Below are 24,325 nucleotides of genomic sequence, written 5' to 3'. Positions count from 1 at the left end.
GACGCCTTCGCGTATACTGGGATGATTTTCGAACAGGTATTCCACGGACATGCCAAGAACGTTAACACGACTTCCCGCGCTGCTGCTCGTCGCGCTGCTCACCGGCTGCGGCGTGTTCGGCGAGGAGATCGACCAGACCGCGAACTGGGGTGCGTCCAAGCTCTACGCCGAGGCCGCCGCCGAACTCGACGCGGGCAACTACACACGGGCGATCGAATACTACGAAAAACTCGAGGCGCGCTACCCGTTCGGGCGCTACGCCATGCAGGCCCAGCTCGATGCGGCCTACGCCAATTATCGTGCCGACGAACCGGAGGCGGCGCTGGCCGCGGCGGACCGCTTCATCAAGCTCTATCCGCAGAACCCCTTCGTCGACTATGCCTACTATCTCAAGGGCATCGTCAACTACAACCGCAGCGTCGGCTTCCTCGACCGCTATATCCCCACCGATCCGTCGCAGCGCGACCCGGGCTCGGCGCTCGACGCCTTCGAGGACTTCGCCATCCTCGTCGAGCGCTTCCCGCAGAGCCGCTACGCCGCCGATGCCCGTCAGCGCATGCTCTATCTGCGCAACAACCTCGCCAAGCACGAGGTCAACGTCGCGCGCTACTACATGAAGCGGGGTGCCTATCTGGCGGCGGCCAACCGCGCCGAATACGTCATCCAGCGCTTCCAGCGCACCAGCGCGGTGGAGGGTGCCCTGGAGGTGATGATCGACGCCTACGAGGCGCTCGGCAAGGAGGCGCTGGCCGCCGATGCGCGTCGGGTGCTCGAGGTCAACCGCGAGGCCGGACGCCTCATCGACGACACGCCCAAGCCCGAGGACATCAGTCTCGCGCACAAGGTCTGGGACTATCTCAGCCTCGACGAGAACTGAGCCCGCCCCTCGGGACGCCCTCCCCTCACACAGCGTCAGCGATCGGCCGTAACCCCCGACGGTGTGCAGGGGCGCGGCGGGCGCCCCTCGGCAAACCGGCTAGATCGCCGCCTCGTCCTCCTCGCCGGTGCGGATACGCACCACCCGCTGCACGTCGGAGACGAAGATCTTGCCATCACCGATCTTGCCGGTGCGCGCGGCGGTCATGATGGCGTTGATGCAGTCCTCGACCTGATCGTCGCCGACGATCAGCTCGATCTTCACCTTGGGCAGGAAATCGACCACGTACTCGGCGCCACGATAGAGTTCGGTATGTCCCTTCTGACGCCCGAAGCCCTTGACCTCGATGGCGGTCATGCCGGTGATGCCGGCCGCCGACAGCGCCTCGCGGACGTCGTCGAGCTTGAAGGGCTTGATGATCGCTTCGACCTTTTTCATGCAATCTCTCCAGAGTTTGGATCACGGCCTGGCCGTGAGTATACGTTTGCGTCCGGGCAAAAGACAGCGAGCCCCGGGCGCGGCGCGGGGCTCGCAGGCGTTCGCATCGGGGTTCAGAAACCGCTGGTGATGGGGTAGCGCCGATCGCGACCGAAGGCGCGCGCGGAGATGCGCACCCCGGGCGGGGCCTGACGGCGCTTGTACTCGCTGCGATCGACCAGGCGCGCGACGCGCTCGACCTCCTCGCGCGCATAACCGGCGGCGACGATCGCCGCGACGCCCTCGTCGCACTCGATATAGCGGCGCAGGATCTCGTCGAGCCGGTCGTAGGGCGGCAGGCTGTCCTGGTCGGTCTGATCCGGGCGCAGCTCGGCCGAGGGGGGACGGGTGATCACCCGTTCCGGGATCACCTCGACCTCGCGGTTGCGATAGCGGGCGAGACGATAGACGAGCTGCTTGGGCACGTCCTTGATCGGCGCGAAACCGCCGGCCATGTCGCCGTAGAGGGTGGCGTAGCCGACCGCCATCTCGCTCTTGTTGCCGGTGGTGAGCAGGATCGAGCCGCGCTTGTTGCTGATCGCCATCAGCAGCACGCCGCGACAGCGCGCCTGGAGGTTCTCCTCGGTGACATCGGCGGGGGCGCCGGCGAAGACCGGCTCGAGCATCCCGAGAAAGGTGTCGAAGGCCGGACCGATGGGGAGCTGATAGGCCTGGACCCCGAGCCGGCGCGCCTCCTCGAAGGCATCCTCGTTGCTGATGTCGGCGGTATAGCGCGAGGGCATCAGCACCGCCTCGACCCGATCGGCGCCGAGCGCATCGACCGCGATCGCCAGGGTCAGTGCCGAGTCGATTCCGCCCGAGAGTCCGAGCACCGCCCCCGTGAAGCCGTTCTTGCGCACATAGTCGCGCACCCCGAGCACCAGCGCGCGGTAGATCGCCGCCTCGTCATCGAGCGGTTGCGGCCGGGGCACATCGGCACGGGCCGCAGCGGGCGCGCCGGCGGCATCGAGCACCAGGTCGAGCGCCGCCTCGTCGAAACAGGGCGCGCGCGCCACCTGCCTGCCCGTGGCGTCGACGGCGAAGGAGGCGCCATCGAACACCAGCTCGTCCTGGCCGCCGACCAGGTTGGCATAGAGGATCGTCACCCCGTGCTCGCGCGCGCGGCGCGCCACCAGCGCCTCGCGTTCGGCGCGCTTGCCGGCATGGAAGGGCGAGGCATTGATATTGACCAGCAGCTGGGCGCCGGCCTCGACCGCCTGACGGGTCGGCGCCTCCTGCCAGATGTCCTCGCAGACGCTCAACCCGACGCACAGCCCGCGGTGCTCGAACACCCCGGCCAGGGTGCCGGGCTGGAAATAGCGCTTCTCGTCGAACACGCCGTAGTTGGGCAGCGCCTGTTTGGCGTACTCGGCGACCGTCTCGCCGTCGCGGATCACCCCGGCGACGTTGAACAGACCGCCGACGGCGGTGCGCGGGTAACCGAGCACCAGGGTGATGCCGGCGCTCGCGGCACGGATGCGCGCCAGCGCCGCCTCGACCCGCTCGGCGCACTCCGGGCGCAGCAGCAGATCCTCGGGCGGGTAGCCGGTGAGCGCCAGCTCGGGGAAGACCACCAGGTCGATGCCCTCGGCGCGAGCGGCGGCGAGCGCCGCGATCACCTGTTCGGCATTGCCGGCGATGTCGCCGACCAGTGGGTTGAACTGGACGATCCGGACCCGGCTCGTCGGCTGCGATGCGTTCATCGATTCATTCATCACGGGTTCAGATCAGCTCGGCGATACGCGCGCCCATCAGCGCCGGTGAGCGCACCACCGCCACCCCGGCGGTCTCGAGCGCGGCGAACTTGCCCTCGGCGGTGCCCTGCCCGCCGGTGACGATCGCCCCGGCATGGCCCATGCGCTTGCCCGGGGGGGCGGTGACCCCGGCGATGTAGGCCACCACCGGCTTGCTCATGCGCTGCTCGATGAAGCGCGCGGCGGCCTCCTCGGCACCGCCGCCGATCTCGCCGACCAGGATCACGCCCTCGGTCTCCGGATCGTCCTCGAACAGCGCCAGACAGTCGACGAAGTCGAGGCCGTGGATGGGGTCGCCGCCGATGCCGATGCAGGTGCTCTGACCGAGCCCGACCTGGGTGGTCTGCCACACCGCCTCGTAGGTGAGGGTGCCCGAGCGCGAGACGATGCCGACCCGGCCACGGCTGTGGATGTCGCCGGGCATGATACCGATCTTGCATGCCTCCGGGGTGATCACCCCGGGACAGTTGGGGCCGATCAGACAGGCCCCGGTGCCGGCGAGCACGGTCTTGACCCGCAGCATGTCGTGTACCGGGATGCCCTCGGTGATGCACACGATCACCCGGATGCCGGCGTCGGCGGCCTCGAGGATGGCATCGGCGGCGAAGGGCGCGGGCACATAGATCATGCTCGCATCGGCACCGGTGGCGGCCACCGCCTCGTGGACGGTGTCGAACACCGGGCGGTCGAGATGACGCTGCCCGCCCTTGCCCGGGGTCACGCCACCGACCAGGTTGGTGCCGTAGGCGATCGCCTGTTCGCTGTGGAAGGTGCCCTGACGACCGGTGAAGCCCTGGCAGATCACCCGGGTGTCGGCATCGATCAGTACGCTCATCGCCCCTGCTCCTCGCGGGCACCGCCCGCCAAGGCGACCACCCGGGCCGCCGCATCGTTGAGACTGCTCGCCGGCTCCAGCGCCAGCCCACTGGCGGCGAGCAGCGCCCGCCCCTGCGCGGCGTTGGTCCCCTCCAGGCGCACCACCACCGGGACGGCGACCTGGACCTCGCGCACCGCCTGCATGATGCCCTCGGCGATCAGGTCACAGCGCACGATACCGCCGAAGATGTTGACCAGCACCGCCTCGACCTTGGGGTCGGACAGGATCAGCTTGAACGCCTCGGCCACCCGCTCGGCGGTGGCGCCACCACCGACATCGAGAAAGTTGGCCGGGGCGCCGCCGTGGAGCTTGACCAGGTCCATGGTCGCCATCGCCAGCCCGGCACCGTTGACCATGCAGCCGATGTTGCCCTCGAGGCTGATGTAGTTGAGCGCGTGAGCGCGCGCGGCGGCCTCGCGATCGTCCTCCTGCCCGGGGTCGCGCAGCGCGGTGAGCGCGGAGTGACGATAGAGCGCGTTCTCGTCGAGTTCGATCTTGGCATCGAGCGCGATCAGCTCACCGTCCTCGGTGACCACCAGCGGGTTCATCTCGATCAGGGTGGCGTCATGATCGATGGCCAGGGTGTAGAGCGCGGCGAGCAGCCGACCGAGCGCGGCGATCTGGTCACGCTCGAGCCCCAGCCCGTAGCCGAGTCGGCGCGCATGATAGGGCCGCAACCCGGTGGCCGGGTGGACGGCGAGCCGGAGGATGCGCTCGGGGGTGGCCGCGGCCACCGCCTCGATATCGACCCCGCCGGCGGCGCTGGCCATGAACACCACCCGCTCGCTGGCGCGATCGACCAGCACCCCGAGATAGAGTTCGCGGGCGATCGCCGTCGGACGCTCGATCAGCAGGGTCTCGACCGGCAGTCCGCGCGGACCGGTCTGCGCGGTGACCAGACGGCTGCCGAGCAGCCGCTGCGCCTCGCGCGCGACCGCCTCGGGGTCGTCGCACAGCACCACCCCCCCGGCCTTGCCTCGGGCACCGGCGTGGATCTGCGCCTTGACCGCCCAGCGCGCGCCGCCGAGACGCTCGCAGACGGCGCGCGCCTCCTGCACGGTCCGCGCCTCGCCGCCGTCGGGCACCGGGATTGCGCGCTCCCGCAAGAGCCGCTTCGCTTGGTATTCGTGTAGATTCATCGAAACTCGTCGTCACGCTGATGACAGAAGACGCCGCCCGCCCCGGGGCGCCGCGATGACAAGGGGGCGCAACCGATGGTGGCGGACGCCGCCGAACGCGGCGCGCCATCATGCCTACCATGGTCGCAACGCGACAATTCTGGTCTAATTCCAGCGGCTTTGGCAAAACGCCGCCCGCCTCCCGACAGCATCCCGATGCCCAAGCACGCCTCGTCCCACGCCAGCACCGCCCCCCTCGACCCGGCATCCTATCCCACCTGGGGGGCGCTGCGCTGGCTGCTGCTGATCCGGCTGCTGCTGGTCGTCGGGCTGACCCTGGTGTTCTCGCCCAACGCGGTCGATCCGCTGCTCGCCAGCGCCGACACCGAGCTGGCTTGGTCGGTGCTCCTGGTCTACACCCTGCTGGTACTGCTCAGTGGGCTGAGTCTCTACGGTCAGTGGCCGGCGCGCAAGCAGCAGGTCTATCTCGCCATCCTCGTCGACATCGTCGTCTTCACCCTGCTGATGCACGCCGCCGGCGGGGTGGCCAGCGGCCTCGGCATCCTGCTGACGGTGACGGTGGCCGCCGGGGCGCTGACCATGGAGGGACGGCTGACGCTGCTGTTCGCCGCGCTGGCCACCATCGCGGTGATCGCCCAGCAGGGCTATCAGGCACTGCAGGGACAGGCGCCGGCCTTCACCCAGGCCGGGCTGCTCGGCATCCTCTTCTTCGCCGTGGCGCTGATCTCACAGATGCTCTATCACCGCGCACGCACCGCCGAGGCGCTGGCGGCACGGCGTCAGGTCGACCTCGACGACCTCTCCAAGCTCAACGAGTTCATCATCCAGAACATGGCCACCGGCATCCTGGTGGCCGACGGCGAGCGGCGGCTGCGACTGATGAACCAGGCCACCCGCGAGCTGCTCGGCATCGCCCACGACCGCCACGCCCCCGGCGTCGCCCTCGGCGCGGTCAGCACCGCGCTGGCCACCGAACTCGAACGTCTGGTCCAGCCCGGCGCGCACCGTCAGGCGGTGGTCAGCCATCACGGGCGCGCGCTGCGGGTCAGCGTCAAGCTGCTCGGCGCGCACCGCGCCAGCGGCGTGATCCTCTATCTGCGCGACGACCGCGAGGCCACCGCCGAGGCGCAGCGGATCAAGCTCGCCGCGCTCGGCACCCTCACCGCGAGCATCGCCCACAACATCCGCAACCCGCTGAGCGCGATCTCCCACGCCGCCGAGCTGTGCGCCGAGGCCCCCGGGCTCGCGGGCGACGAGCAGCAGTTGCTCGCCATCGTCCACCGCAACAGCGCACGTATCGACGAGATCGTCAGCAGCGTGCTCGAGCTCTCGCGGCGCGACCGCATGCAGCGCCAGACGCTCGAACTCTACGACTGGTTGCGCGGCTTCGTCGACGAGTTGACCGAGACCCGCCAACTCGGCCCGCGCCGGCTGCACCTGCACCTCGAACGCGATCCCGGCACGGTCGTGGCCGATCCCAGACACCTCCACCAGATCCTCGCCAACCTGTGCGAGAACGCCCTGGTTCACGGCGGCGACGGCCCGGTGACCCTGGTGCTCGACCGCGACCACCACACCCGTCGCCCGTTGCTGGAGGTGATCGACCAGGGACCGGGGATCGCCCCCGAGGTCGCCGACGCCATCTTCGACCCCTTCTTCACCACCCGCCACAGCGGCACCGGGCTCGGGCTCTACATCGCCCGCGAGCTGGCCGAGAGCAACGCCATGACCCTCGCGCTGCTGCCCAACCGCCCCAGCGGCTGTCGCTTCCGCCTGCTGTTCGCGACCACGACCGACGAGGACCGGGCGGATTGAACCCAGCGGCCAGCCGGAAAGATTGAACCGCAAAGCCGCAAAGGGCGCGAAGGGGGATTGAGCGGTCAGCCACCAGCGACCAGCGACCAGCCGCCACTGGGGCGATCGTCCAACGGCGGCGCAGACCCGCAACGTCCGTGGCCTCACGCCGACATCACGCATCATCCCCTTTGCGCACTTCGCGGCTTTGCGGTTCAATCCTGGCGGCTGGCGGCTGGCGGCTGGCGGCTGGCGGCTGGCGGCTGAAAACCTTTTCTCCATCTTCGCGCTCTTCGCGCCATTGCGGTTCATCTCTTCGCGGTTCATCTCTCTGGCCGCTGATCGCTGGCGACCGGTCGACGCTCCGCGCTATCCTTGATGCAGCGCATGCCCTACCACCGACGGACCCAGACCGACCCGATGCCGACCGACAAGGCCCAGGCGCTCGTCGTCGACGACGAGACCGACATCCTCGAACTGCTGCGGATCACCCTCGCGCGGATGGAGATCCGCGCGGTGACCGCGACCAGTCTGGTCGAGGCGCGCGCGCGCCTCGTCGAACAGCCCTTCGACCTCTGCCTGACCGACATGAAGCTGCCCGACGGCAGCGGTATCGAGCTGATCCGTCACATCGCCGCACACCACCCGGAGTTGCCGGTGGCGATGATCACCGCCTACGGCAACATGGACTCGGCGATCGAGGCGATGAAAGCCGGCGCCTTCGACTTCGTCTCCAAGCCGGTGGAGCTGCAGCGGCTGCGTCAACTCGTCGCTGCCGCGCTCAAGCTCAGCCACCGCGCCGGTAGCGAACCCGGCGGCGACTCCGCCGCACCCCAGCTACTCGGCGCCTCGCCGGCGATGGACCATATCCGCCAGCTCATCGCCAAGCTCGCGCGCAGCCAGGCGCCGGTGTTCGTCACCGGTGAGAGCGGCACCGGCAAGGAGCTGGCCGCGCGGCTGATCCACGCCCAGGGGCCGCGACGCGACGGTCCCTTCGTCGCGCTCAACTGCGGCGCCATCCCCCACGATCTGGTCGAGAGCGAGCTGTTCGGCCACAAGAAGGGCAGCTTCACCGGCGCCAGCAGCGACAAGCAGGGGCTGTTCCAGGCCGCCGAGGGCGGCACCCTGTTCCTCGACGAGGTCGCCGAGCTGCCGCTGCAGACCCAGGTCAAGCTGCTGCGCGCGATCCAGGAGAAGGCGGTGCGCCCGGTCGGCACCCAGCGCGAGCTGCCGGTCGACGTGCGCCTGATCAGCGCCAGCCACCGCGATCTCAATGCCGAGGTCGAACGCGGGCGCTTCCGCCAGGACCTCTTCTACCGCATCAACGTCATCGAGCTGCGCATGCCGCCGCTGCGCGAGCGGCGCGGGGACATCCCCGCGCTGGCCGACTGGCTGCTCGCGCGCATCGCCGAGAAGAGCGGCGCCGACGGACCGCTGCGGCTCGCCCCCGAGGCGCTAACCGCGCTCGCCCGTCACCCCTTCCCGGGTAACGTGCGCGAACTCGAGAACATCCTCGAGCGCGCCACCGCGCTGTGCGAGCACAGCCAGATCGAGATCGACGATCTCTACCTCCCCGACCCCGCCCCGACACACCACGACGCCGCGCCCGACGTCGCCGCACCGCACCCCGCGCCCGCCGAGCCGGCGCACTGGGATCATGCCGCCGCCGCGCGTCGCCTGGGCATGTCGCAGCGCTCGCTGCACTATCGGCTCAGCCGACTCGGCATCGAATAACCCATCGCCCCACGGCACCACACCCGAGGACCCTGCGCTTGCCCGCCTCATCCAACCGCCCACGCGACCCCTTCGTCGACTGGGTCCGTCAGGTCACCCCCTATATCCACGCCCACCGCGGCAAGACCTTCGTCATCGCCATCGGCGGCGAGGCGCTCACCGACGCCCGCTTCCCCGATCTGGTACACGACATCGCCATGCTCCACGGGCTCGGCATCCGTCTGGTACTGGTACACGGCGCACGCCCGCAGATCGAGGCGCGGCTGTCCGAGCGCGGCGCGCGGATGCGCTATGTCAACGGGCTGCGCGTCACCGACGACACCGCACTGGCCTGCGTCAAGGAGGCCGCCGGGGTGGTGCGGGTGGAGATCGAGGCGCTGCTCTCGCTGGGACTGGCCAACTCACCGATGGCCGGGGTGCGCATCCCGGTGGTCTCGGGCAACTTCGTCACCGCGCGACCGTTCGGGGTGCTCGACGGCGTCGACTACGGCCATACCGGCACGGTGCGCCGGGTCGACCGCCACACCCTGCGCGCACTGCTCGATCAGGGCGCGGTGGCGTTGATGCCGCCGCTCGGCTACTCGCCCACCGGCGAGGTGTTCAACCTCAGCGCCGCCGATGTCGCCCGCAGCACCGCCGAGGCGCTGCAGGCCGACAAGCTGGTGTTCCTGCTCGAGGACGAGGAGGTGCGTACCGCGGCCCTCCCTCCGACCCTGCTCACCGGCGAGGTCGACGCCCTGCTCGACGCCGCCACGCCGCTGCCCGAGGGCCTGGGCAAGTGCCTGCGCGCCAGCGCCGAGGCCTGTCGTCACGGCATCCCGCGCGTCCATCTGGTCGGGCGCAGCGGCGACGGCGCACTGCTGCGCGAGCTGTTCACCCGCGACGGCAGCGGCACCCTGGTCTCGGCCGAGCCGTTCGAGGAGCTGCGCGCGGCGCGCATCGACGACGTCGCCGGCATCCTCGAACTGCTGCGCCCGCTCGAGGAGCGCGGCATCCTGGTGCGGCGCTCGCGCGAGCGCCTCGAGACCGAGATCGACCGTTTCGTGGTCGCCGAGCGCGACGGCCTGATCACCGCCTGCGCCGCGCTCTACCCCTATGCCGACGAGGCCATGGCCGAACTCGCCTGCGTCGCGGTGCACACCCAGTACCGCGCCGGCGGACGCGGCGACCGGCTGCTCGAATACATGGAGCGACTGGCGCGCGCGCAGGGGATCGCGCGGCTGTTCGTGCTCACCACCCAGACCGCGCATTGGTTCCAGGAGCGCGGCTTCGCCCCGGCCGGGCTGGAGGCGCTTCCCATGGCCCGGCAGGCGCTTTACAATTTTCAGCGCAACTCCAAGGTCTTCATCAAGCGGCTCTGACCCGCCCCGCGCAACGAAATCGGACGGGAGCCCCGTCTCCCCTCCCCTGATCGATTACAGAACCGCCGAACGCCCCGTCGCCCGACGGGTGCCGAACGCCCTTCGCCCGCCAACCCAGATCTGGTGCCAGACGTGCTGTCCGACTCCTGCCCCCGCCATCCCCGATCCCCCTGGCTCAACCTGCTGCCGTGGCTGCTGCTCGCCCTGCTCGTGGTGCCGTCGGCAGGCGCCGACACCGGGACCGAGACGACCGCCAATCTACCCACCCTGGCCCAGGTCGAGGCCCGCGCCACCGAGGTCGAGAACTCGACCGCGCTCGACGAGAGCGCCAAGACCACCCTGCTCGAACTCTATCGCCGCACGCGCGCCAGTCTCGAGGACACGCGCAACTTCGATCTCAAGGCCGAGGAGTTCGCCCGCTCGCTGGAGACCGCGCCACGCCAGCGCAGGGCACAGGAGCGCGAACTCGAGGCCGCCCGCGCCGCCACCACCACGCCCGAGGAGGTGATCCCGGACGACCTCACCAGCGAGGCCATCGCCCAGCGCCTGAACAAGGCGCTGGCCGACGTCGCCGTCGAGGAGACGCGGCTCGGCGAGCTGGAGAAACTGACCCAGGCCACCGAGAACCGCCCGGCGGCGGCGCGCGCGCGCATGACCGAGGTCAAGCAGGCGCTCGACCAGCTCGGCGACCCGCCGAGCGTCGACACCGGCGAGCTCAACGGGCAATCGGGCGATTTCGTCCAGGCCCAGCGCTGGGCGCACCAAGCGCGCCGTCAGGCGTTGTGGTCGGAGGCGCAGATGCTCGAACAGGAGCTGCTCAGCCAGCCCGCGCGCATCGCGCTCTATCAGGTCCGGCGCGATCTCGCCGCGCTGCGACTGAAACGGCTCAAGACCTATCAGCGCGCGCTCGAGGAGCTGCAGAACCAGCGGCGCAACGCCGAGGCCGAGGCCGCCCAGCGCGCCTCCGAGCAGGCCCAGCGCGAGGCCGCCGACAAGCACCCGCTGGTGCAGCGCGAGACCCAGACCAATGCCGAGATCAGCGCCTCGCTGGCACAGATCGCCAAGCAACTCGAGGCCCTCAACGAACGTCAGGCGAGGATCGAGAGCGAGCGCAAGCGCATCGAGGAGGACTTCCGCGGCGCCCAGCAGCGTATCGAGGCCGCCGGACTGAGCCGCGCGCTCGGCCAGGTGTTGCTCGATCGTCGCACCCAGCTGCCCGACCTGCGTCAGTACCGCAAGGACATCGCCACGCGCGAGGACGCAATCGCCGAGGCCACGCTACGCCAGATCCGCTACCGCGAGGAGAAGCGCCGGCTGCGCGACCGCGACCGCTATCTCGACGAACTCACCCTCGACGTCCCCCGGGACGAGCGCGCGCTGGTACGCGAGCAGCTCGACGAGGTGCTCGAACAGCGCCGCCGGCTGATCGCGCAGAGCCTCGACATCGAGGACGACTATGTCCGCCAGCTCGCCGATCTCAACTATGTCACCGATCAGGTGGTGAGCATCGCCGAGACCTATGACGACTTCCTCGCCGAGCGCCTGCTGTGGGTGCGCAGCGCGCCCCCGACCGGCACCGAGACGCTCACCTCGCTGCCGGCGGCGACCCTCTGGCTGCTGTCCTGGGAGGGGGCCTGGGAGGCGGTTGCGGCGACCCTGCTCGAGCGGCTGCAACACGCCTGGACCTTCTGGGCCGGGCTGCTCGTGGTCGCCGCGCTGCTGTGGCGCCTGACGGCGCTGCGCCGTGCCATCCGCGCCACCGCCGAGCCGCTGCGCCGGGTGCGCACCGACGGCATCCAGCACACCGTCAAGGCGATCGCCCTGACCCTGCTGATGGCGCTCCCCGCGCCCCTGCTGATGGCCCTGCTCGGCATGCAGCTACAGGCCTCGACCGAGGCCACGCCGTTCACCCGCGCCTTCGCCAGCGCGCTCACCGAGGTCGCCGGCGGGCTCTACTTCCTGCTCGCCTTCCGCGGGCTGTGCATCACCGGCGGCGTGGCCGATCGCCACTTCCGCTGGAGCACCGCCACCCTGGCACGCATCCGTCACGCCATCGACTGGTTCTCGGGCTATATCGTGCCGGTCTCGCTGGTGGCCGTCGCCGCCTACGAGAACAACAACCCGGTCGACACCGGCGAACTGATGCGGCTCACCCTGGTCGCCTGCATGCTCGGCTTCACCGCCTTCTTCTGGCACCTGCTCAACCCCGCCAAGGGGCTGTTCAAGGGGATCATCGCCGAGCGTCCCGAGGGCTGGCTCAACCGACTGCGCCACATCTGGTTCCCCTTCGTGGTGGGCGCGCCGCTGGCCCTCGCCGGGCTGGCGCTGGCCGGTTACGTCTACACCGCCGGGATGCTGTTCCGCTCGCTGGTGGCCCAGACCTGGCTGGTGCTCACCCTGCTGGTGGTCCACCAGACCATCGTGCGCTGGCTGATCGTCACCCGCCGCCGCCTCGCGCTACAGGCCGCACTCGAACGCCAGGCCGCGCGTCGCGCCCAGAGCAGCGAGCCGAGCACCCCGACCGAGGTGGTACAGCTCGAGGAGTCCGAGCCCGACCTGGCGGCGATGGACGAGCAGACCCGGCGGCTGATCAACGCCTCGATCTTCTTCGCCGCGGTGGTCGGGTTATGGATCACCTGGTCGGACGTGCTGCCCGCCTTCTCGATGCTCGAACGCTTCGCGCTGTGGCACTACGAGGGCACGGTCGAGGGCGTCACCCAGCTCGTCCCGGTCACCGCCGCCGATGTCGGACTGGTGTTCGTGATCATCTTCGTCGCCACCGTGGCGGCCAAGAACCTGCCGGCGCTGATCGAGTTCCTGCTGTTGCAGAGCGAGGCGGTCTCGGCCGGCGGACGCTACGCGATCAAGACCCTGGCGAGCTACACCATCACCGCCGTGGCCTTCCTCCTCGCCTTCTCCACCCTGGGTCTGAGCTGGTCGCAGGTGCAGTGGCTGGTGGCCGCGCTCAGCGTCGGCATCGGTTTCGGTCTGCAGGAGATCGTGGCCAACTTCATCAGCGGCCTGATCATCCTCTTCGAGCGTCCGGTACGGGTCGGCGACATCGTCACCATCGGCGACACCACCGGGGTGGTGACCAACATCCAGATCCGCGCCACCACCATCCGCAACTGGGACAAGCAGGAGCTGCTGGTGCCGAACAAGGAGTTCATCACCGGACGGCTGCTCAACTGGTCGCTCACCGACCAGCAGAACCGCGTGACCATCCCGGTCGGCATCGCCTACGGCAGCGACACCCGCCGGGCGCTGGAGATCCTCACCCAGGTCGCCGAGCAGCACGAGAAGGTGCTCGACGACCCGGCGCCGCTGCTCAGCTTCGAGGGCTTCGGCGACAACGCCCTGACCCTGGTGATGCGCTGCTATCTCGACTCGCTCGACGGGCGCATCGCGATCATCACCGAGCTGCACCAGACGATCTACGACCGCTTCAACGAGGCCGGGATCGAGATCGCCTTCCCGCAGCGCGACGTGCATCTCTCGGCCGACGCGCCGCTCGAGGTGCGGCTGCATCGCGCCGCGCGGGCGCAACTCGGCTCGGGGGACGTACCGCTGAAGACGGCGGAGACGGACTGAGGGGAGAGGGGATGGCGTGCGGTGGCGGCGGCGCTGCCGCCGCCCGAGCGAACGGACCCCGGGCGCAGGAGGCCCGGGGCGAGGGCGTCAGATCTGCTCGTCGAAGTCCGGATCCTCCAGCAGGTCGCGCAGCCGCTTGAGTTCGCGCATCTGCTCGATGCGCCGGCGCGCCGCCAGGACGTCGCCGCCATAGGCGTCTTCGTTCTGGTTCATCAGGTGAGGGGCGCGGTCGAGCACCTCGTCGCCATAACCGCCGTCGGTCTCCAACATCTCTCCGTTACCTCTGGATTACAGTGCAAACCACAGGCGGCTATCTACTCCAAAGTCTCGCGCTCAGAAAGAGAATTTTTTTGATCGTCAGGATCAACGTTGGCGATCGACGGCCGCGACGGCGCATCACCGCTGATGTTCGACCCGCACCCGCTTGAGATTGGTGAACAACTGATAGGCGATGGTGTCGCTCGCGCGGGCCAGCGCGCCGGCATCGACCCGCGCCCCCCACAGCTCGACGCGATCGCCGACGACGGCCTCGGGGAGGTCGGTGAGATCGACCGTGATCATGTCCATCGACACCCGTCCGGCGAGCGGCGCGCGCCGCCCGCGCACCATCACCGCCACCCCGTCCGGCGCATGGCGCGGATAGCCGTCGGCATACCCGATCGCCACCACCCCGATGCGGCTCGGACGACGGCAGACGAAGCGCCCGCCGTAGCCGACCGGCTCCCCGGCGGGCAGCGTGCGGATGGCGATCAGCGCCGACTCCAGGGTCATCGCCGGGCGCAGCGCGGCGGCATTGGGATGGGCCGTGTCGAAGGGTGAGACGCCATAGAGCATGATCCCCGGGCGCACCCAGTCGCGATGCGCCGCCGGTAGATCGAGCACCGCCGCCGAGTTGGCCAGGCTGGCCGGCACGACACCCGCAACCGCGCCGTCGAAGGCGGCGAGCTGATGCGCGCTGTAGGACTCGCCCGGCTCGTCGGCGCGCGCCAGATGACTGATCGCGCGCAGCCGCCCGACCTGAGGGCAGTCACGCAACCGCGCCAGCGCCGCGGCGACATCGGGCGGCGCGAACCCCACCCGGTGCATCCCCGAGTCGACCTTGAGCCAGCAGCCGAAGGGGCGCTCGGGACGGGCCGCCGCAATCCACTCGAGCTGATGCTCGGCGTGCACCACCATGTCCAGCCCGGCGCGATCGACCGCCGCCAGCTCATCGGGCGCGAACACCCCCTCGAGCAGCAGGATCGGCCCCTCGACGCCCGACTCGCGCAGCTCCAGCGCCTCCTCCAGGAAAGCCACCGCGAACCCGTCGGCCACCGGCGCCAGCGCCCGCGCCACCGCCACCGCGCCGTGCCCGTAGGCATCGGCCTTGACCACCGCCCACGCCCGCGCCGAGGGCGCGCAGGACTTGGCGTGCAGATAGTTGTGGCGTATCGCCGCGAGATCGATACGGGCGCGAGCCGGACGTGACATCTGGGAACATCTCCTGGGTTGCAAGGCGATCCAAGATACAACGAGCCGTCAGCGACCAGCCAGCGGCTATCAGCCGCCAGCTGGCGACCGGGACGTGGGCCGGGCAACGCGCAGCTGGTCCGGCGCAGCCATGCCGACGCCGGAGACCCTCATCGCATGACGGCGGTCGGCAGATTGAACCGCCAAGATACCGTCTTTCCCGTCAATCGCCGATCATGCACACAAGCCTCCCCGACTGGAGGCTGGAAGCTGATCGCTGGAAGCTGGTTCGAACCGCCAAGACACAAAGAACGCGAAGGAGAGAAGGCGACAGGGTGAGTCGCCACCAAACGTAGGGTGGACAAAGCGCAGCGTGCCCACCGCAGGCGGCGATCAGGGTGAGGGTTTGGGTTGCCCGGCAGCCTCCGGCGCGGGCCTGACGAGCCGTCGCTGTTGGGTGACCCGTCCGGACAGCTTGGCGGTCTACCGCTGGCGCCGAGGGCGGACGGATCACCCAACCTACACGGCTGGCGGCTGGTAGCTTTTCCCCTTGGCGTCTTTGCGGTTCGAATCAGCTTCCAGCGATCAGCCTCCAGTGGGGGAGACGGGCGTGCATGGTCGGCGGTTGACGGGAAAGACGGTCTCTTTGCGGTTCAAGTCCCCGAACCGTCAACGCCGCCGGGCACGCTGCGCTTTGCCCGGCCTACGGGGCGGATTGTTCTCTCGCGCGCGCCACGCACAGTTGCCCCAGCGCCAGTCCGCCGTCGTTGGCGGGGACGCGGCGGTGGAGGAGGACCTGGAGGCCCTGGGCCTCCAGGGCGGTGGCGAGGGGTTCGACGAGGCGGCGGTTCTGCATGACGCCGCCGCTGAGGGCGACGGTGTCGAGCCGGTGGCTGGCGCAGAGACGGGTGGCGCATGCGACCAGGGCGTGGATCAGGCCGTCGTGGAAGCGCGCGGCGGCGCGCGCCGGGGTGGTCCCGGCGGCGAGATCGTCGAACAGCGCGGGCCACAGCGGCGCGGGGTCGATCATCAGCCGACCGTCGGCGGCAGTGTCAAGAGCGAAGGGATAGCCCTCGGACGCCGGGGGCACGGTGGCGGCCAGGGTCTCGACGGCGATCGCGGCCTCGCCCTCGTAGCCGAGCCGGGCCGGGGCGAGGCCGAGCGCGGCGGCGACGGCGTCGAACAGCCGCCCCGCCGAACTCGACGGCGGGGCGTTGAGCCCGCGCGCGATCAGGGTGCGTAGCGCCTCGAGCGGTTGCGCGGCGAGCGCGCGCACCGCCTCGAGCGCGGCCCAGCGGCCCAGCGCGGCATCGAGCAGCCCGGCGCGTTCGAGCTGGGCGAGCAGGTTGCGCCAGGGCTCGACCATCGCCCGCGCCCCGCCCGGCAGCGCCGCCGGGCACAGCCCGCCGAGCCGTCGCGACCCGCGATAGTCGACCTGCAGCAGCTCGCCGCCCCAGAGGGTGCCGTCCTCCCCCCAACCGAGCCCGTCGAGCGCGATGCCGAGCACCGGCCCGGCCTCGGGCGGGCGGCCGTGCTCGGCGAGCAGCGCGGCGATGTGGGCGTGGTGGTGTTGCACCTCGACCAGCGCCAGCCCGGCGCGCGCGGCCCAGTCGCGACCGTACTGGCTGGCGCGGTAGTCGGGGTGGGCGTCGATCGCGATGCGCGTGGGCCGGTGCTCGAACAGCGCCAGATAGCGCGCCAGGGTGGCCACCCAGGCGCGCGCGCTGCCCGCCTCTTCGAGATCGCCGAGGTGCTGGCTGAGGATCGCCCGCTCACCGTCGCCGAGACAGAGGGTGTTCTTCAGTTCGCCGCCGAGCGCGACCGTCGCCGCGCCTCGCGCCAGCCCCGGCGGCAGGACGAGCGCGCCGGGGGCGTGGCCACGGGCGCGGCGCAGCAGCCGGGGGCGCGCGGCGATGGTGCGCACCACCGAGTCGTCGACACGGTTGCGGATGTCGCGGTCGTGCAGCAGCCAGGCGTCGGCGATCCCGGCGAGCGCCTGCAGCGCCTCGTCGTTGTCGATGCACTGCGGCGCGCCGGCGCGGTTGCCGCTGGTCATCACCAACGGGCGCGTCCACTCGGCGAGCAGCAGCAGGTGCAGCGGGCTGTAGGGCAGCAGTATCCCCAGGGTCGACTGGCCGGGCGCGACCGCCTCGGCGAGCGGGGCGCCGTCGGCGCGCCGCGCCAGCAGCACGATGGGCGCGGCGGGGCTGGCGAGGGTCTCGGCCTCGCCGGGGGCGAGCAGGCAGTGGCGGCGCACCACCGCGAGATCGCGCGCCATCAGCGCGAAGGGCTTGCTTGGGCGCCGCTTGCGCCGACGCAGCTCGGCCACCGCCCGGTCGTTGCCGGCGTCGCAGGCGAGATGGAAGCCGCCGATGCCCTTGATGGCGAGGATCTCGCCCGCGGCGAGCCGGGCGCTGGCGGCGGCGATGGGGTCGGCCCCGGTCTCCTCCAGTGCCCGCCCGTCGGCCCCGGCGAGCCAGACCCGCGGGCCGCACACCGGGCAGGCGTTGGGCTGGGCGTGGAAGCGCCGGTCGGCGGGGTCGGCGTACTCGCGCGCGCACGCCGGGCACAGCGGGAAGTGCGCCATGCTGGTGTTGGCCCGATCGTAGGGGATGGACTCGACGATCGACAGCCGTGGCCCGCAGTGGGTGCAGTTGGTGAAGGGGTAGCGATGACGGCGGTTCGCCGGGTCCCGCACCTCGGCGGCGCAGGCGCTGCAGGTGGCGGCATCGGGGACGATGGCGGTGTGCACCGGGGTGTCGGCGCTGGCGAGGATGACGAAGTCGCCGACCCCGGCGAGCGCGGCGGGGTCGGCGAGCGGCGCGCGCTCGATGCGCTCGATCTGCGCCAGCGGCGGGCACTCGGCGCGCAGCCGGGCGCAGAAGCGCGCGATCGCCTCGGGCGGCGCGCCGGCGCCGGGCCGGGCGCGGATCAGCACGCCCTCGCCGTCGTTGCGGACATCGCCGACCAGGGCGCAGTCGCGCGCCAGCCGCCACACCGTCGGGCGGAAGCCGACACCCTGCACCTGGCCGCGCACCCGGATCGACTCGGCCGGTGCGCCGCTGCCGTCCGCCCCCGCCACCCTAGCCGCGCCCTCGCCGCGCACGCCGGACCATGCCCCTCATTGCCGCCCGGCCAGCGCGGCGTGCGCCGCCGCCAGCCGCGCCACCGGCACCCGCGGACCGGAGCAACTGACGTAGTCGAGCCCGGCCTGATGGCAGAAGGCGATGGAGTCGGGGTGGCCGCCGTGCTCGCCGCAGATGCCGACGTGCAGGTTGGGCTTGACCCGCCGCCCCCACTCCACCGCCAGCTCCATGAGCTTGCCGACGCCCTTGCGGTCGAGCACGTCGAAGGGGTTGTCCTGGAGGATGCCGGACTGGTTGTAGAGCGGCAGGAACTTGTTCTCGGCGTCCTCGCGCGAGAAGGAGAAGGTCGCCTGGGTGAGATCGTTGGTGCCGAAGGAGAAGAAGTCGGCCTCCTCGGCGAGCGATTCGGCGCGCATGCAGGCGCGCACCACCTCGATCATGGTGCCGAAGCGGAAGGCGACCGGCGCGCCGTAGCGCTCGGCGACCTCGGCGTGGATGGTCTCGACCGAGGCGCGGACCATGCGCAGCTCCTGCGCGGTGCAGACCTGCGGCACCTTGATCTGGGGATGGACCTCGATGCCGGCCTTGGCGCACTCGGCGGCGGCCTCGAGGATGGCGCGCACCTGCATCTGGTAGATCTCGGGAAAGGTGATGCCGAGCCGCACGCCGCGATGGCCGAGCATGGGGTTGGTCTCGTAGAGCAGGCGCACCTTGCGCAGCATCGCCTCCTTCTTGGCGATCGCCTCCTCGACCAGCGCCGGCTCGACCAGCCGCCGGGCGCGGTCGACCTCGTGGCGCAGGGTGTCCTCGGCGTGCAGCAGGCCCATCGCCCCGGCGAGCACGCCGAGCCCGCGCGCGCCGCACTCGAGCGCGCGCAGGTCGGCGATCTCGCGTTCGAGCACCTGGGCGTCGGGGAGGAACTCGTGGATCGGCGGGTCGAGCAGACGGATGGTCACCGGGTTGGGCGACATCACCTCGAACAGCGACTGGAAGTCGGCGCGTTGCAGCGGCAGCAGCCGGTCGAGCGCGTCCTGACGCTGCTCCGGGGTCTCGGCGACGATCATCTCGATGACGATCGGCAGCCGCTCGACATCGTTGAACATCCGCTCGGTGCGCGCCAGCCCGATGCCGACGGCGCCATAGCGGCGCGCCCGGCGGGCGTCGTCCGGGGTGTCGGCGTTGGCGAGCACGCGCAGCCGGGCGTGCGCGTCGGCCCAGCCGAGCAGGGTGCCGAGTTCGGTGGTGAACTCCGGCTCGACGGTGGCGATGGCGCCGATATAGACCTTGCCCGAGGTGCCGTCGATGGTGATGATCTCGCCCTCGCGAAAGCGGGTCAGCCCGACCCGCGCCTCGCGTCGCTCGACATCGACGCTGATGCCCTCGGCCCCGGCCACGCAGGGCTTGCCCATGCCGCGCGCGACCACCGCCGCGTGCGAGGTCTTACCACCGCGCGAGGTGAGGATGCCGGCGGCGGCGAAGAAGCCGTGGATGTCCTCGGGCTTGGTCTCCTCGCGCACCAGGATGACCTTCAGCCCCTGCTCGCGCCCGAGCTGCTCGGCGCGGTCGGCGTCGAACACCGCGACCCCCGAGGCCGCCCCCGGCGAGGCCGGCAGCCCCTGGGCGACGGACTCGGCCACCACCCCGGGGTCGAGCCGGGGGAAGAGCATCTGTTCGAGCAGGTCGGGAGCGATGCGCAGCAGCGCGCGCTCGCGCTCGATCAGCCCCTCATCGACCATCTCCACCGAGGTGCGCACCATCGCCGTGGCGTTCATCTTGCCGTTGCGCGTCTGCAGGCAGTAGAGCTGGCCGCGCTCGATGGTGAACTCGAAGTCCTGCACCTCGCGGTAATGGCGTTCGAGCTTGTCGCGCAGCTCGGCGAGCGCGGCGGCCATCTCCGGCATCTCGTCGGCGAGGCGGTCGATCGGCTTGGGGGTGCGGATGCCGGCGACCACGTCCTCGCCCTGGGCGTTGACCAGATACTCGCCGTAGAGCCGGTTCTCGCCGGTGCCCGGGTTGCGGGTGAAGGCCACGCCGGTGGCCGAGTCCTCGCCGCGATTGCCGAAGACCATGGTGACGACGTTGACGGCGGTGCCGTTGGCCATCTCCGGGGTGATGTGGAACTGACGCCGGTAGTCGACCGCGCGCTTGCCCTGCCAGCTGTTGAACACCGCCTGGATGGCGAGTTCGAGCTGTTGGTAGGGGTCCTCGGGGAAGGGCTGGCCGGTGTGCTCGCGCACCAGCGCGAGGAAGCGCTCGCAGACCTGTTCGAGTTCGCGCGCCGAGAGATCGACGTCCTGGCGGGCGTGGGCGGCGCGCTTGATCGCCTCGAAGGCGGTGTCGAAGACCGCGTCGTCGATGCCGAGCGCGACCTTGCCGAAGAGCTGGATGAAGCGGCGATAGGCGTCGTAGCCGAAACGCGCATCACCGGTGGCGCGGATCTCGCCCTGCAGGGTGGCGGCGTTGAGCCCGAGGTTGAGGATGGTGTCCATCATCCCCGGCATCGACATCGCCGAGCCCGAGCGCACCGAGACCAGCAGCGGGTTGTCGGGGTCGCCGAAGCCCTTGCCGGTCTTCTCCTCGACCGCGCGCATCTGCGCGCGCACCTCCTCCATCAACGCCGCCGGCAGCCCCTGCTCGGGCGCGGCCAGATAGTCGAGACAGGCGGTGGTGGCGATCACGAAGCCGGGCGGGACGTTGAGCCCGATCTGGGTCATCTCGCAGAGATTCGCCCCCTTGCCGCCGAGCAGTTGCTTGTCCTTGCCGTCGCCGTCCTCGAATGCGAACACGGACTGGGTGGTCGTCGCCATCATCATCGGTCCTCTCGTTCGTGTGCGAATGGATGCCGGCCACGCCGGCGGCGTCGGCTTCGAGTCTATCGTGTCGACGAGGAAACGCACGGGGAAATGCGGGGGGCGAGCTGCCAGTCGCCAGGGAGGTTTGAACCGCAAAGCCGCGAAGCGCGCAAAGGGGATGATGCGTGATGCCGGCGCGAGGCCACGGACGGCGCGGGTCCGCACCACCGTCGGGTGATCGCGCCCACTGGTGGCTGATCGCTGGCGGCTGTCGGCTCAATCCCCCTTCGCGTCCTTCGCGGCTTTGCGGTTCAAGCCTGGCGGCTGGCGGCTGGTCGCCTTCCCCGCTCCATCTCGCAGGTCATCGCTCGCACCCGGTGGGCACGCTGCGCTTTGCCCACCCTACGGGTTGCATACGTCTCATCTCCTTTGCGGCCTTCGCGTCATAGCGGTTCAAGCCTCTTGGTCGCTGGCGACCGTCCTCGTCCGTCATTTTCAGGCCCTTTGCATCGGGTATACTGACAGGTTTCGCATTCGCACCATCAACGAGCCCTGAACCGACATGCTGGACAAGAATTACGACCCGCAGAACCTGGAGAAGACCTGGTACAGCCACTGGGAGGAGCGAGGCTACTTCGTCCCGCGGACACAGCAGGGCGAGTCGGGTGCCTATTGCATCATGATCCCGCCGCCGAACGTCACCGGCAGCCTGCACATGGGGCACGCCTTCCAGGACACCATCATGGACGCCTTGATCCGCTACCAGCGGATGCAGGGCAAGCAGACGCTGTGGCAGCCGGGCAGCGATCACGCCGGTATCGCCACCCAGATGGTGGTCGAGCGCCTGCTCGACGCCGAAGGCAAGACCCGTCACGATCTCGGTCGCGAGGCCTTCACCGACCGGGTGTGGCAGTGGAAGGGCGAGTCCGGCGGCAACATCACCCGTCAGCTGCGCCGCATGGGCGCCTCGCTCGACTGGGAGCACGAGCGCTTCACCATGGACGAGGGGCTGTCCGAGGCGGTGCGCGAGGTCTTCGTGCGGCTCTACGAGGAGGGGCTGATCTATCGCGGCAAGCGTCTGGTCAACTGGGACCCGGTGCTGCACACCGCCGTCTCCGACCTGGAGGTGCTCTCCGAGGAGGAGCAGGGCCACATGTGGGAGATGCGCTATCCGCTGGTGCGGCCGATGCGCATGGCCAAGGTGCGTTATCTGGTGGTCTCGACCACCCGTCCCGAGACCCTGCTCGGTGACTGCGCGGTGGCGGTCAACCCGGAGGACCACCGCTACAGCCACCTGATCGGCGAGTACGTCGAGCTGCCGCTGACCGGACGGCGCATCCCGATCGTCGCCGACGAGCACGCCGACCCCGAGTTCGGCACCGGCTGCGTGAAGATCACCCCGGCGCACGACTTCAACGACCACCAGGTGTGGCTGCGTCATCGCGACGAGTCGGCGATCGCCGACCAGCCCCACGGCGGCCTGATCAACATCTTCACCGCGGATGCGGCGATCCGCGCCAACGAGCCCGACGAGGGCAAGCTGATCCCCGAGGCCTATGTCGGACTCGACCGCTACGAGGCGCGCAAGCGCATCGTCGCCGATCTCGAGGCCCAGGGTCTGCTGGTGGCGGTGCGCGACCACAAGCTGCAGCAGCCGCGCGGCGACCGCTCCGGGGCGGTGATCGAGCCCTATCTCACCGATCAGTGGTACGTGCGCGTGCAGCCGCTGGCGGAACCGGCGATCGCGGCGGTGGAGAACGGCGACATCCGCTTCGTCCCCGACAACTGGAAGAACACCTATTTCGAGTGGATGCGCAACATCCAGGACTGGTGCATCAGCCGCCAGATCTGGTGGGGACACCGCATCCCGGCCTGGTACGACAGCGAGGGCAACGTCTATGTCGGGCGCTCCGAGGCGGAGGTGCGCGAGCGTCACGACTTCGGCCCCGAGATCGAGCTGCGTCAGGACGACGACGTGCTCGACACCTGGTTCAGCTCCGCGCTGTGGCCCTTCAGCACCCTCGGCTGGCCCGAGGACACCGAACGCCTCAAGACCTTCTACCCGACCTCGGTGCTGGTCACCGGCTTCGACATCATCTTCTTCTGGGTCGCCCGGATGATCATGATGGGCATCAAGTTCATGGGCGAGGTGCCCTTCCGCGAGGTCTACATCCACGGCCTGGTGCGCGACGCCCACGGCGACAAGATGTCGAAGTCGAAGGGTAACGTGCTCGACCCCATCGACCTGATCGACGGCATCGAGCTGGAGGACCTGGTCGAGAAGCGCACCAAGGGGATGATGCAGCCGCACCTGGCCGAGAAGATCACCAAGGCCACCCGCAAGGACTTCCCCGAGGGCATCGCCGGCTACGGCACCGACGCGCTGCGCTTCACCTTCGCCGCGCTCGCCTCGACCGGTCGCGACATCAAGTTCGACCTCGGGCGCATCGAGGGCTACCGCAACTTCTGCAACAAGCTGTGGAACGCCTCGCGCTACGTGCTGATGAACACCGAGGGCGAGGACTGCGGCGCCGCCGGCGGCGCGCTCGAACTGAGCGCCGCCGATCGCTGGATCCGCGCGCGGTTGGCCGAGACCACCGCCACGGTGACCGACGCCATCGATCACTACCGCTTCGACCACGCCGCCCAGGCGATCTACGAGTTCACCTGGAACGCCTTCTGCGACTGGTACCTGGAGCTGTGCAAGCCGGTGCTCACCGGTGCCGAGGCGAGCGACGCGGCCAAGCGCGGCACCCGTCACACCCTGGTCCACACGCTGGAGACGCTGCTGCGTCTGGCCCACCCGATCATGCCCTTCATCACCGAGGAGATCTGGCAGAAGGTGCGCCCGCTCGCCGGCGTCGAGGGCGAGACCATCATGCTCGCACCCTACCCCAAGGTCGACGCCGCGGCGGCCGACCCCGAGGCGGTCGCCGAGATCGAGTGGGTGAAGCAGTTCGTGCTCGGGGTGCGACGGATCAAGGGCGAGATGAACATCGCCCCCGGCAAGCAGCTGCCGGTGCTGGTGACCAACGCCTCGGCGCAGGATCGGGCGCGGCTGGAGAGCGCGCGCCACTATCTCGACTTCCTCGCCCGCACCGAATCGGTCACCGTGCTCGACGACCCGGCGGCGGCGCCGGAGTCGGCCATCGCCCTGGTCGGGGAGATGAAGGTGCTGATCCCGATGGCGGGGCTGATCGACAAGGCGGCCGAGCTGAAGCGACTCGACAAGGAGATCGAGCGTCTGGAGAACGACGTCAAGCGCACCGAGGGCAAGCTCGCCAACCCCAACTTCGTCGACAAGGCACCGGCGGCGGTGGTGGACAAGGAGCGCGCCAAGCTCGAGGACCACAGCCGCGCGATCGCCGAGCTGCGTGCCCAGCGCGAGCGAGAT

General features: G+C 70.1%; 14 protein-coding genes. 6 read left to right on the top strand and 8 right to left on the bottom strand.

Annotated elements, in window-relative coordinates:
* Positions 1 to 49 precede the first annotated feature (49 nt).
* Complete coding sequence (locus tag EBL85_RS01200; protein ID WP_123141938.1) at positions 50 to 877, top strand: outer membrane protein assembly factor BamD; 828 nt, start codon at positions 50 to 52, stop codon at positions 875 to 877.
* Between the two features lie 99 nt (positions 878 to 976).
* Here EBL85_RS01200 and EBL85_RS01195 read toward each other — a convergent pair whose 3' ends face one another.
* The 4 genes from EBL85_RS01195 to sucC all read right to left on the bottom strand — a co-directional run bounded on the left by EBL85_RS01195 (position 977) and on the right by sucC (position 5,124).
* Positions 977 to 1,315 (bottom strand): P-II family nitrogen regulator, encoded by a 339-nt coding sequence (locus EBL85_RS01195; protein ID WP_062276421.1) that lies wholly within the window; start codon positions 1,313 to 1,315, stop codon positions 977 to 979.
* A gap of 113 nt (positions 1,316 to 1,428) precedes the next feature.
* The gene (locus EBL85_RS01190; RefSeq protein ID WP_223805994.1) at positions 1,429 to 3,057 is read right to left on the bottom strand and encodes an NAD+ synthase; all 1,629 of its coding nucleotides are present in this window, start codon (positions 3,055 to 3,057) and stop codon (positions 1,429 to 1,431) included.
* 19 nt (positions 3,058 to 3,076) lie between these two features.
* Entirely contained in the window at positions 3,077 to 3,943 is an 867-nt protein-coding gene (gene sucD, locus EBL85_RS01185; protein ID WP_123140450.1) for a succinate--CoA ligase subunit alpha, read from the bottom strand.
* A complete protein-coding gene (gene sucC, locus EBL85_RS01180) occupies positions 3,940 to 5,124 on the bottom strand; it encodes an ADP-forming succinate--CoA ligase subunit beta (RefSeq protein WP_123141937.1) in 1,185 nt (394 codons plus the stop codon). Before sucC ends, sucD begins: the two co-directional genes overlap by 4 nt.
* 195 nt (positions 5,125 to 5,319) lie before the next feature.
* On the opposite strand from sucC, the gene EBL85_RS01175 reads away from it, so the two are divergent.
* The 4 genes from EBL85_RS01175 (at position 5,320) to EBL85_RS01160 (ending at position 13,604) form a co-directional block, all read left to right on the top strand.
* On the top strand, positions 5,320 to 6,939 hold the full coding sequence (locus EBL85_RS01175; RefSeq protein ID WP_123141936.1) for a PAS domain-containing sensor histidine kinase: 1,620 nt from the start codon (positions 5,320 to 5,322) through the stop codon (positions 6,937 to 6,939).
* 366 nt (positions 6,940 to 7,305) lie between these two features.
* A complete protein-coding gene (locus EBL85_RS01170) occupies positions 7,306 to 8,652 on the top strand; it encodes a sigma-54 dependent transcriptional regulator (RefSeq protein WP_274606711.1) in 1,347 nt (448 codons plus the stop codon).
* A 38-nt stretch (positions 8,653 to 8,690) separates the two neighbouring features.
* A complete protein-coding gene (gene argA / locus EBL85_RS01165) occupies positions 8,691 to 10,013 on the top strand; it encodes an amino-acid N-acetyltransferase (protein ID WP_123140447.1) in 1,323 nt (440 codons plus the stop codon).
* Positions 10,014 to 10,136: 123 nt separating this feature from the next.
* Entirely contained in the window at positions 10,137 to 13,604 is a 3,468-nt protein-coding gene (locus tag EBL85_RS01160) for a mechanosensitive ion channel domain-containing protein (RefSeq protein WP_369964108.1), read from the top strand.
* Between the two features lie 87 nt (positions 13,605 to 13,691).
* Here the strand turns inward: EBL85_RS01160 and EBL85_RS01155 are convergent, their stop codons facing one another.
* From EBL85_RS01155 to ppdK, 4 genes are all read right to left on the bottom strand, one after another.
* The gene (locus EBL85_RS01155; protein WP_123140445.1) at positions 13,692 to 13,874 is read right to left on the bottom strand and encodes a PA3496 family putative envelope integrity protein; all 183 of its coding nucleotides are present in this window, start codon (positions 13,872 to 13,874) and stop codon (positions 13,692 to 13,694) included.
* A 126-nt stretch (positions 13,875 to 14,000) separates the two neighbouring features.
* Positions 14,001 to 15,074: an alanine racemase gene (gene alr / locus EBL85_RS01150; protein ID WP_123141934.1), complete on the bottom strand. Its 1,074-nt coding sequence runs from the start codon at positions 15,072 to 15,074 to the stop codon at positions 14,001 to 14,003.
* A 682-nt stretch (positions 15,075 to 15,756) separates the two neighbouring features.
* Positions 15,757 to 18,135 carry a carbamoyltransferase HypF gene (gene hypF / locus EBL85_RS01145; RefSeq protein ID WP_223805991.1) on the bottom strand — a complete coding sequence of 793 codons (2,379 nt, stop codon included), beginning with the start codon at positions 18,133 to 18,135 and terminating at the stop codon, positions 15,757 to 15,759.
* Between the two features lie 39 nt (positions 18,136 to 18,174).
* Positions 18,175 to 20,946: a pyruvate, phosphate dikinase gene (gene ppdK, locus EBL85_RS01140; protein WP_123141996.1), complete on the bottom strand. Its 2,772-nt coding sequence runs from the start codon at positions 20,944 to 20,946 to the stop codon at positions 18,175 to 18,177.
* A gap of 547 nt (positions 20,947 to 21,493) precedes the next feature.
* On the opposite strand from ppdK, the gene EBL85_RS01135 reads away from it, so the two are divergent.
* On the top strand, positions 21,494 to 24,325 hold a 2,832-nt coding region (locus EBL85_RS01135; RefSeq protein WP_123141932.1), incomplete at its 3' end, for a valine--tRNA ligase.

This window comes from Marichromatium sp. AB32 (genome assembly GCF_003718675.1).
In the GTDB taxonomy this organism is placed as follows: domain Bacteria; phylum Pseudomonadota; class Gammaproteobacteria; order Chromatiales; family Chromatiaceae; genus Marichromatium; species Marichromatium gracile.
This window is presented reverse-complemented; position numbering and strand designations above follow the sequence as displayed.

Coding starts and splice junctions, on each gene's coding strand:
- EBL85_RS01200 (WP_123141938.1), top strand. CDS start 50: ATGCCAAGAACGTTAACACGACTTCCCGCGCTGCTGCTCGTCGCGCTG.
- EBL85_RS01195 (WP_062276421.1), bottom strand. CDS start 1,315: ATGAAAAAGGTCGAAGCGATCATCAAGCCCTTCAAGCTCGACGACGTC.
- EBL85_RS01190 (WP_223805994.1), bottom strand. CDS start 3,057: ATGAACGCATCGCAGCCGACGAGCCGGGTCCGGATCGTCCAGTTCAAC.
- sucD (WP_123140450.1), bottom strand. CDS start 3,943: ATGAGCGTACTGATCGATGCCGACACCCGGGTGATCTGCCAGGGCTTC.
- sucC (WP_123141937.1), bottom strand. CDS start 5,124: ATGAATCTACACGAATACCAAGCGAAGCGGCTCTTGCGGGAGCGCGCA.
- EBL85_RS01175 (WP_123141936.1), top strand. CDS start 5,320: ATGCCCAAGCACGCCTCGTCCCACGCCAGCACCGCCCCCCTCGACCCG.
- EBL85_RS01170 (WP_274606711.1), top strand. CDS start 7,306: ATGCCCTACCACCGACGGACCCAGACCGACCCGATGCCGACCGACAAG.
- EBL85_RS01155 (WP_123140445.1), bottom strand. CDS start 13,874: ATGTTGGAGACCGACGGCGGTTATGGCGACGAGGTGCTCGACCGCGCC.
- alr (WP_123141934.1), bottom strand. CDS start 15,074: ATGTCACGTCCGGCTCGCGCCCGTATCGATCTCGCGGCGATACGCCAC.
- ppdK (WP_123141996.1), bottom strand. CDS start 20,946: ATGGCGACGACCACCCAGTCCGTGTTCGCATTCGAGGACGGCGACGGC.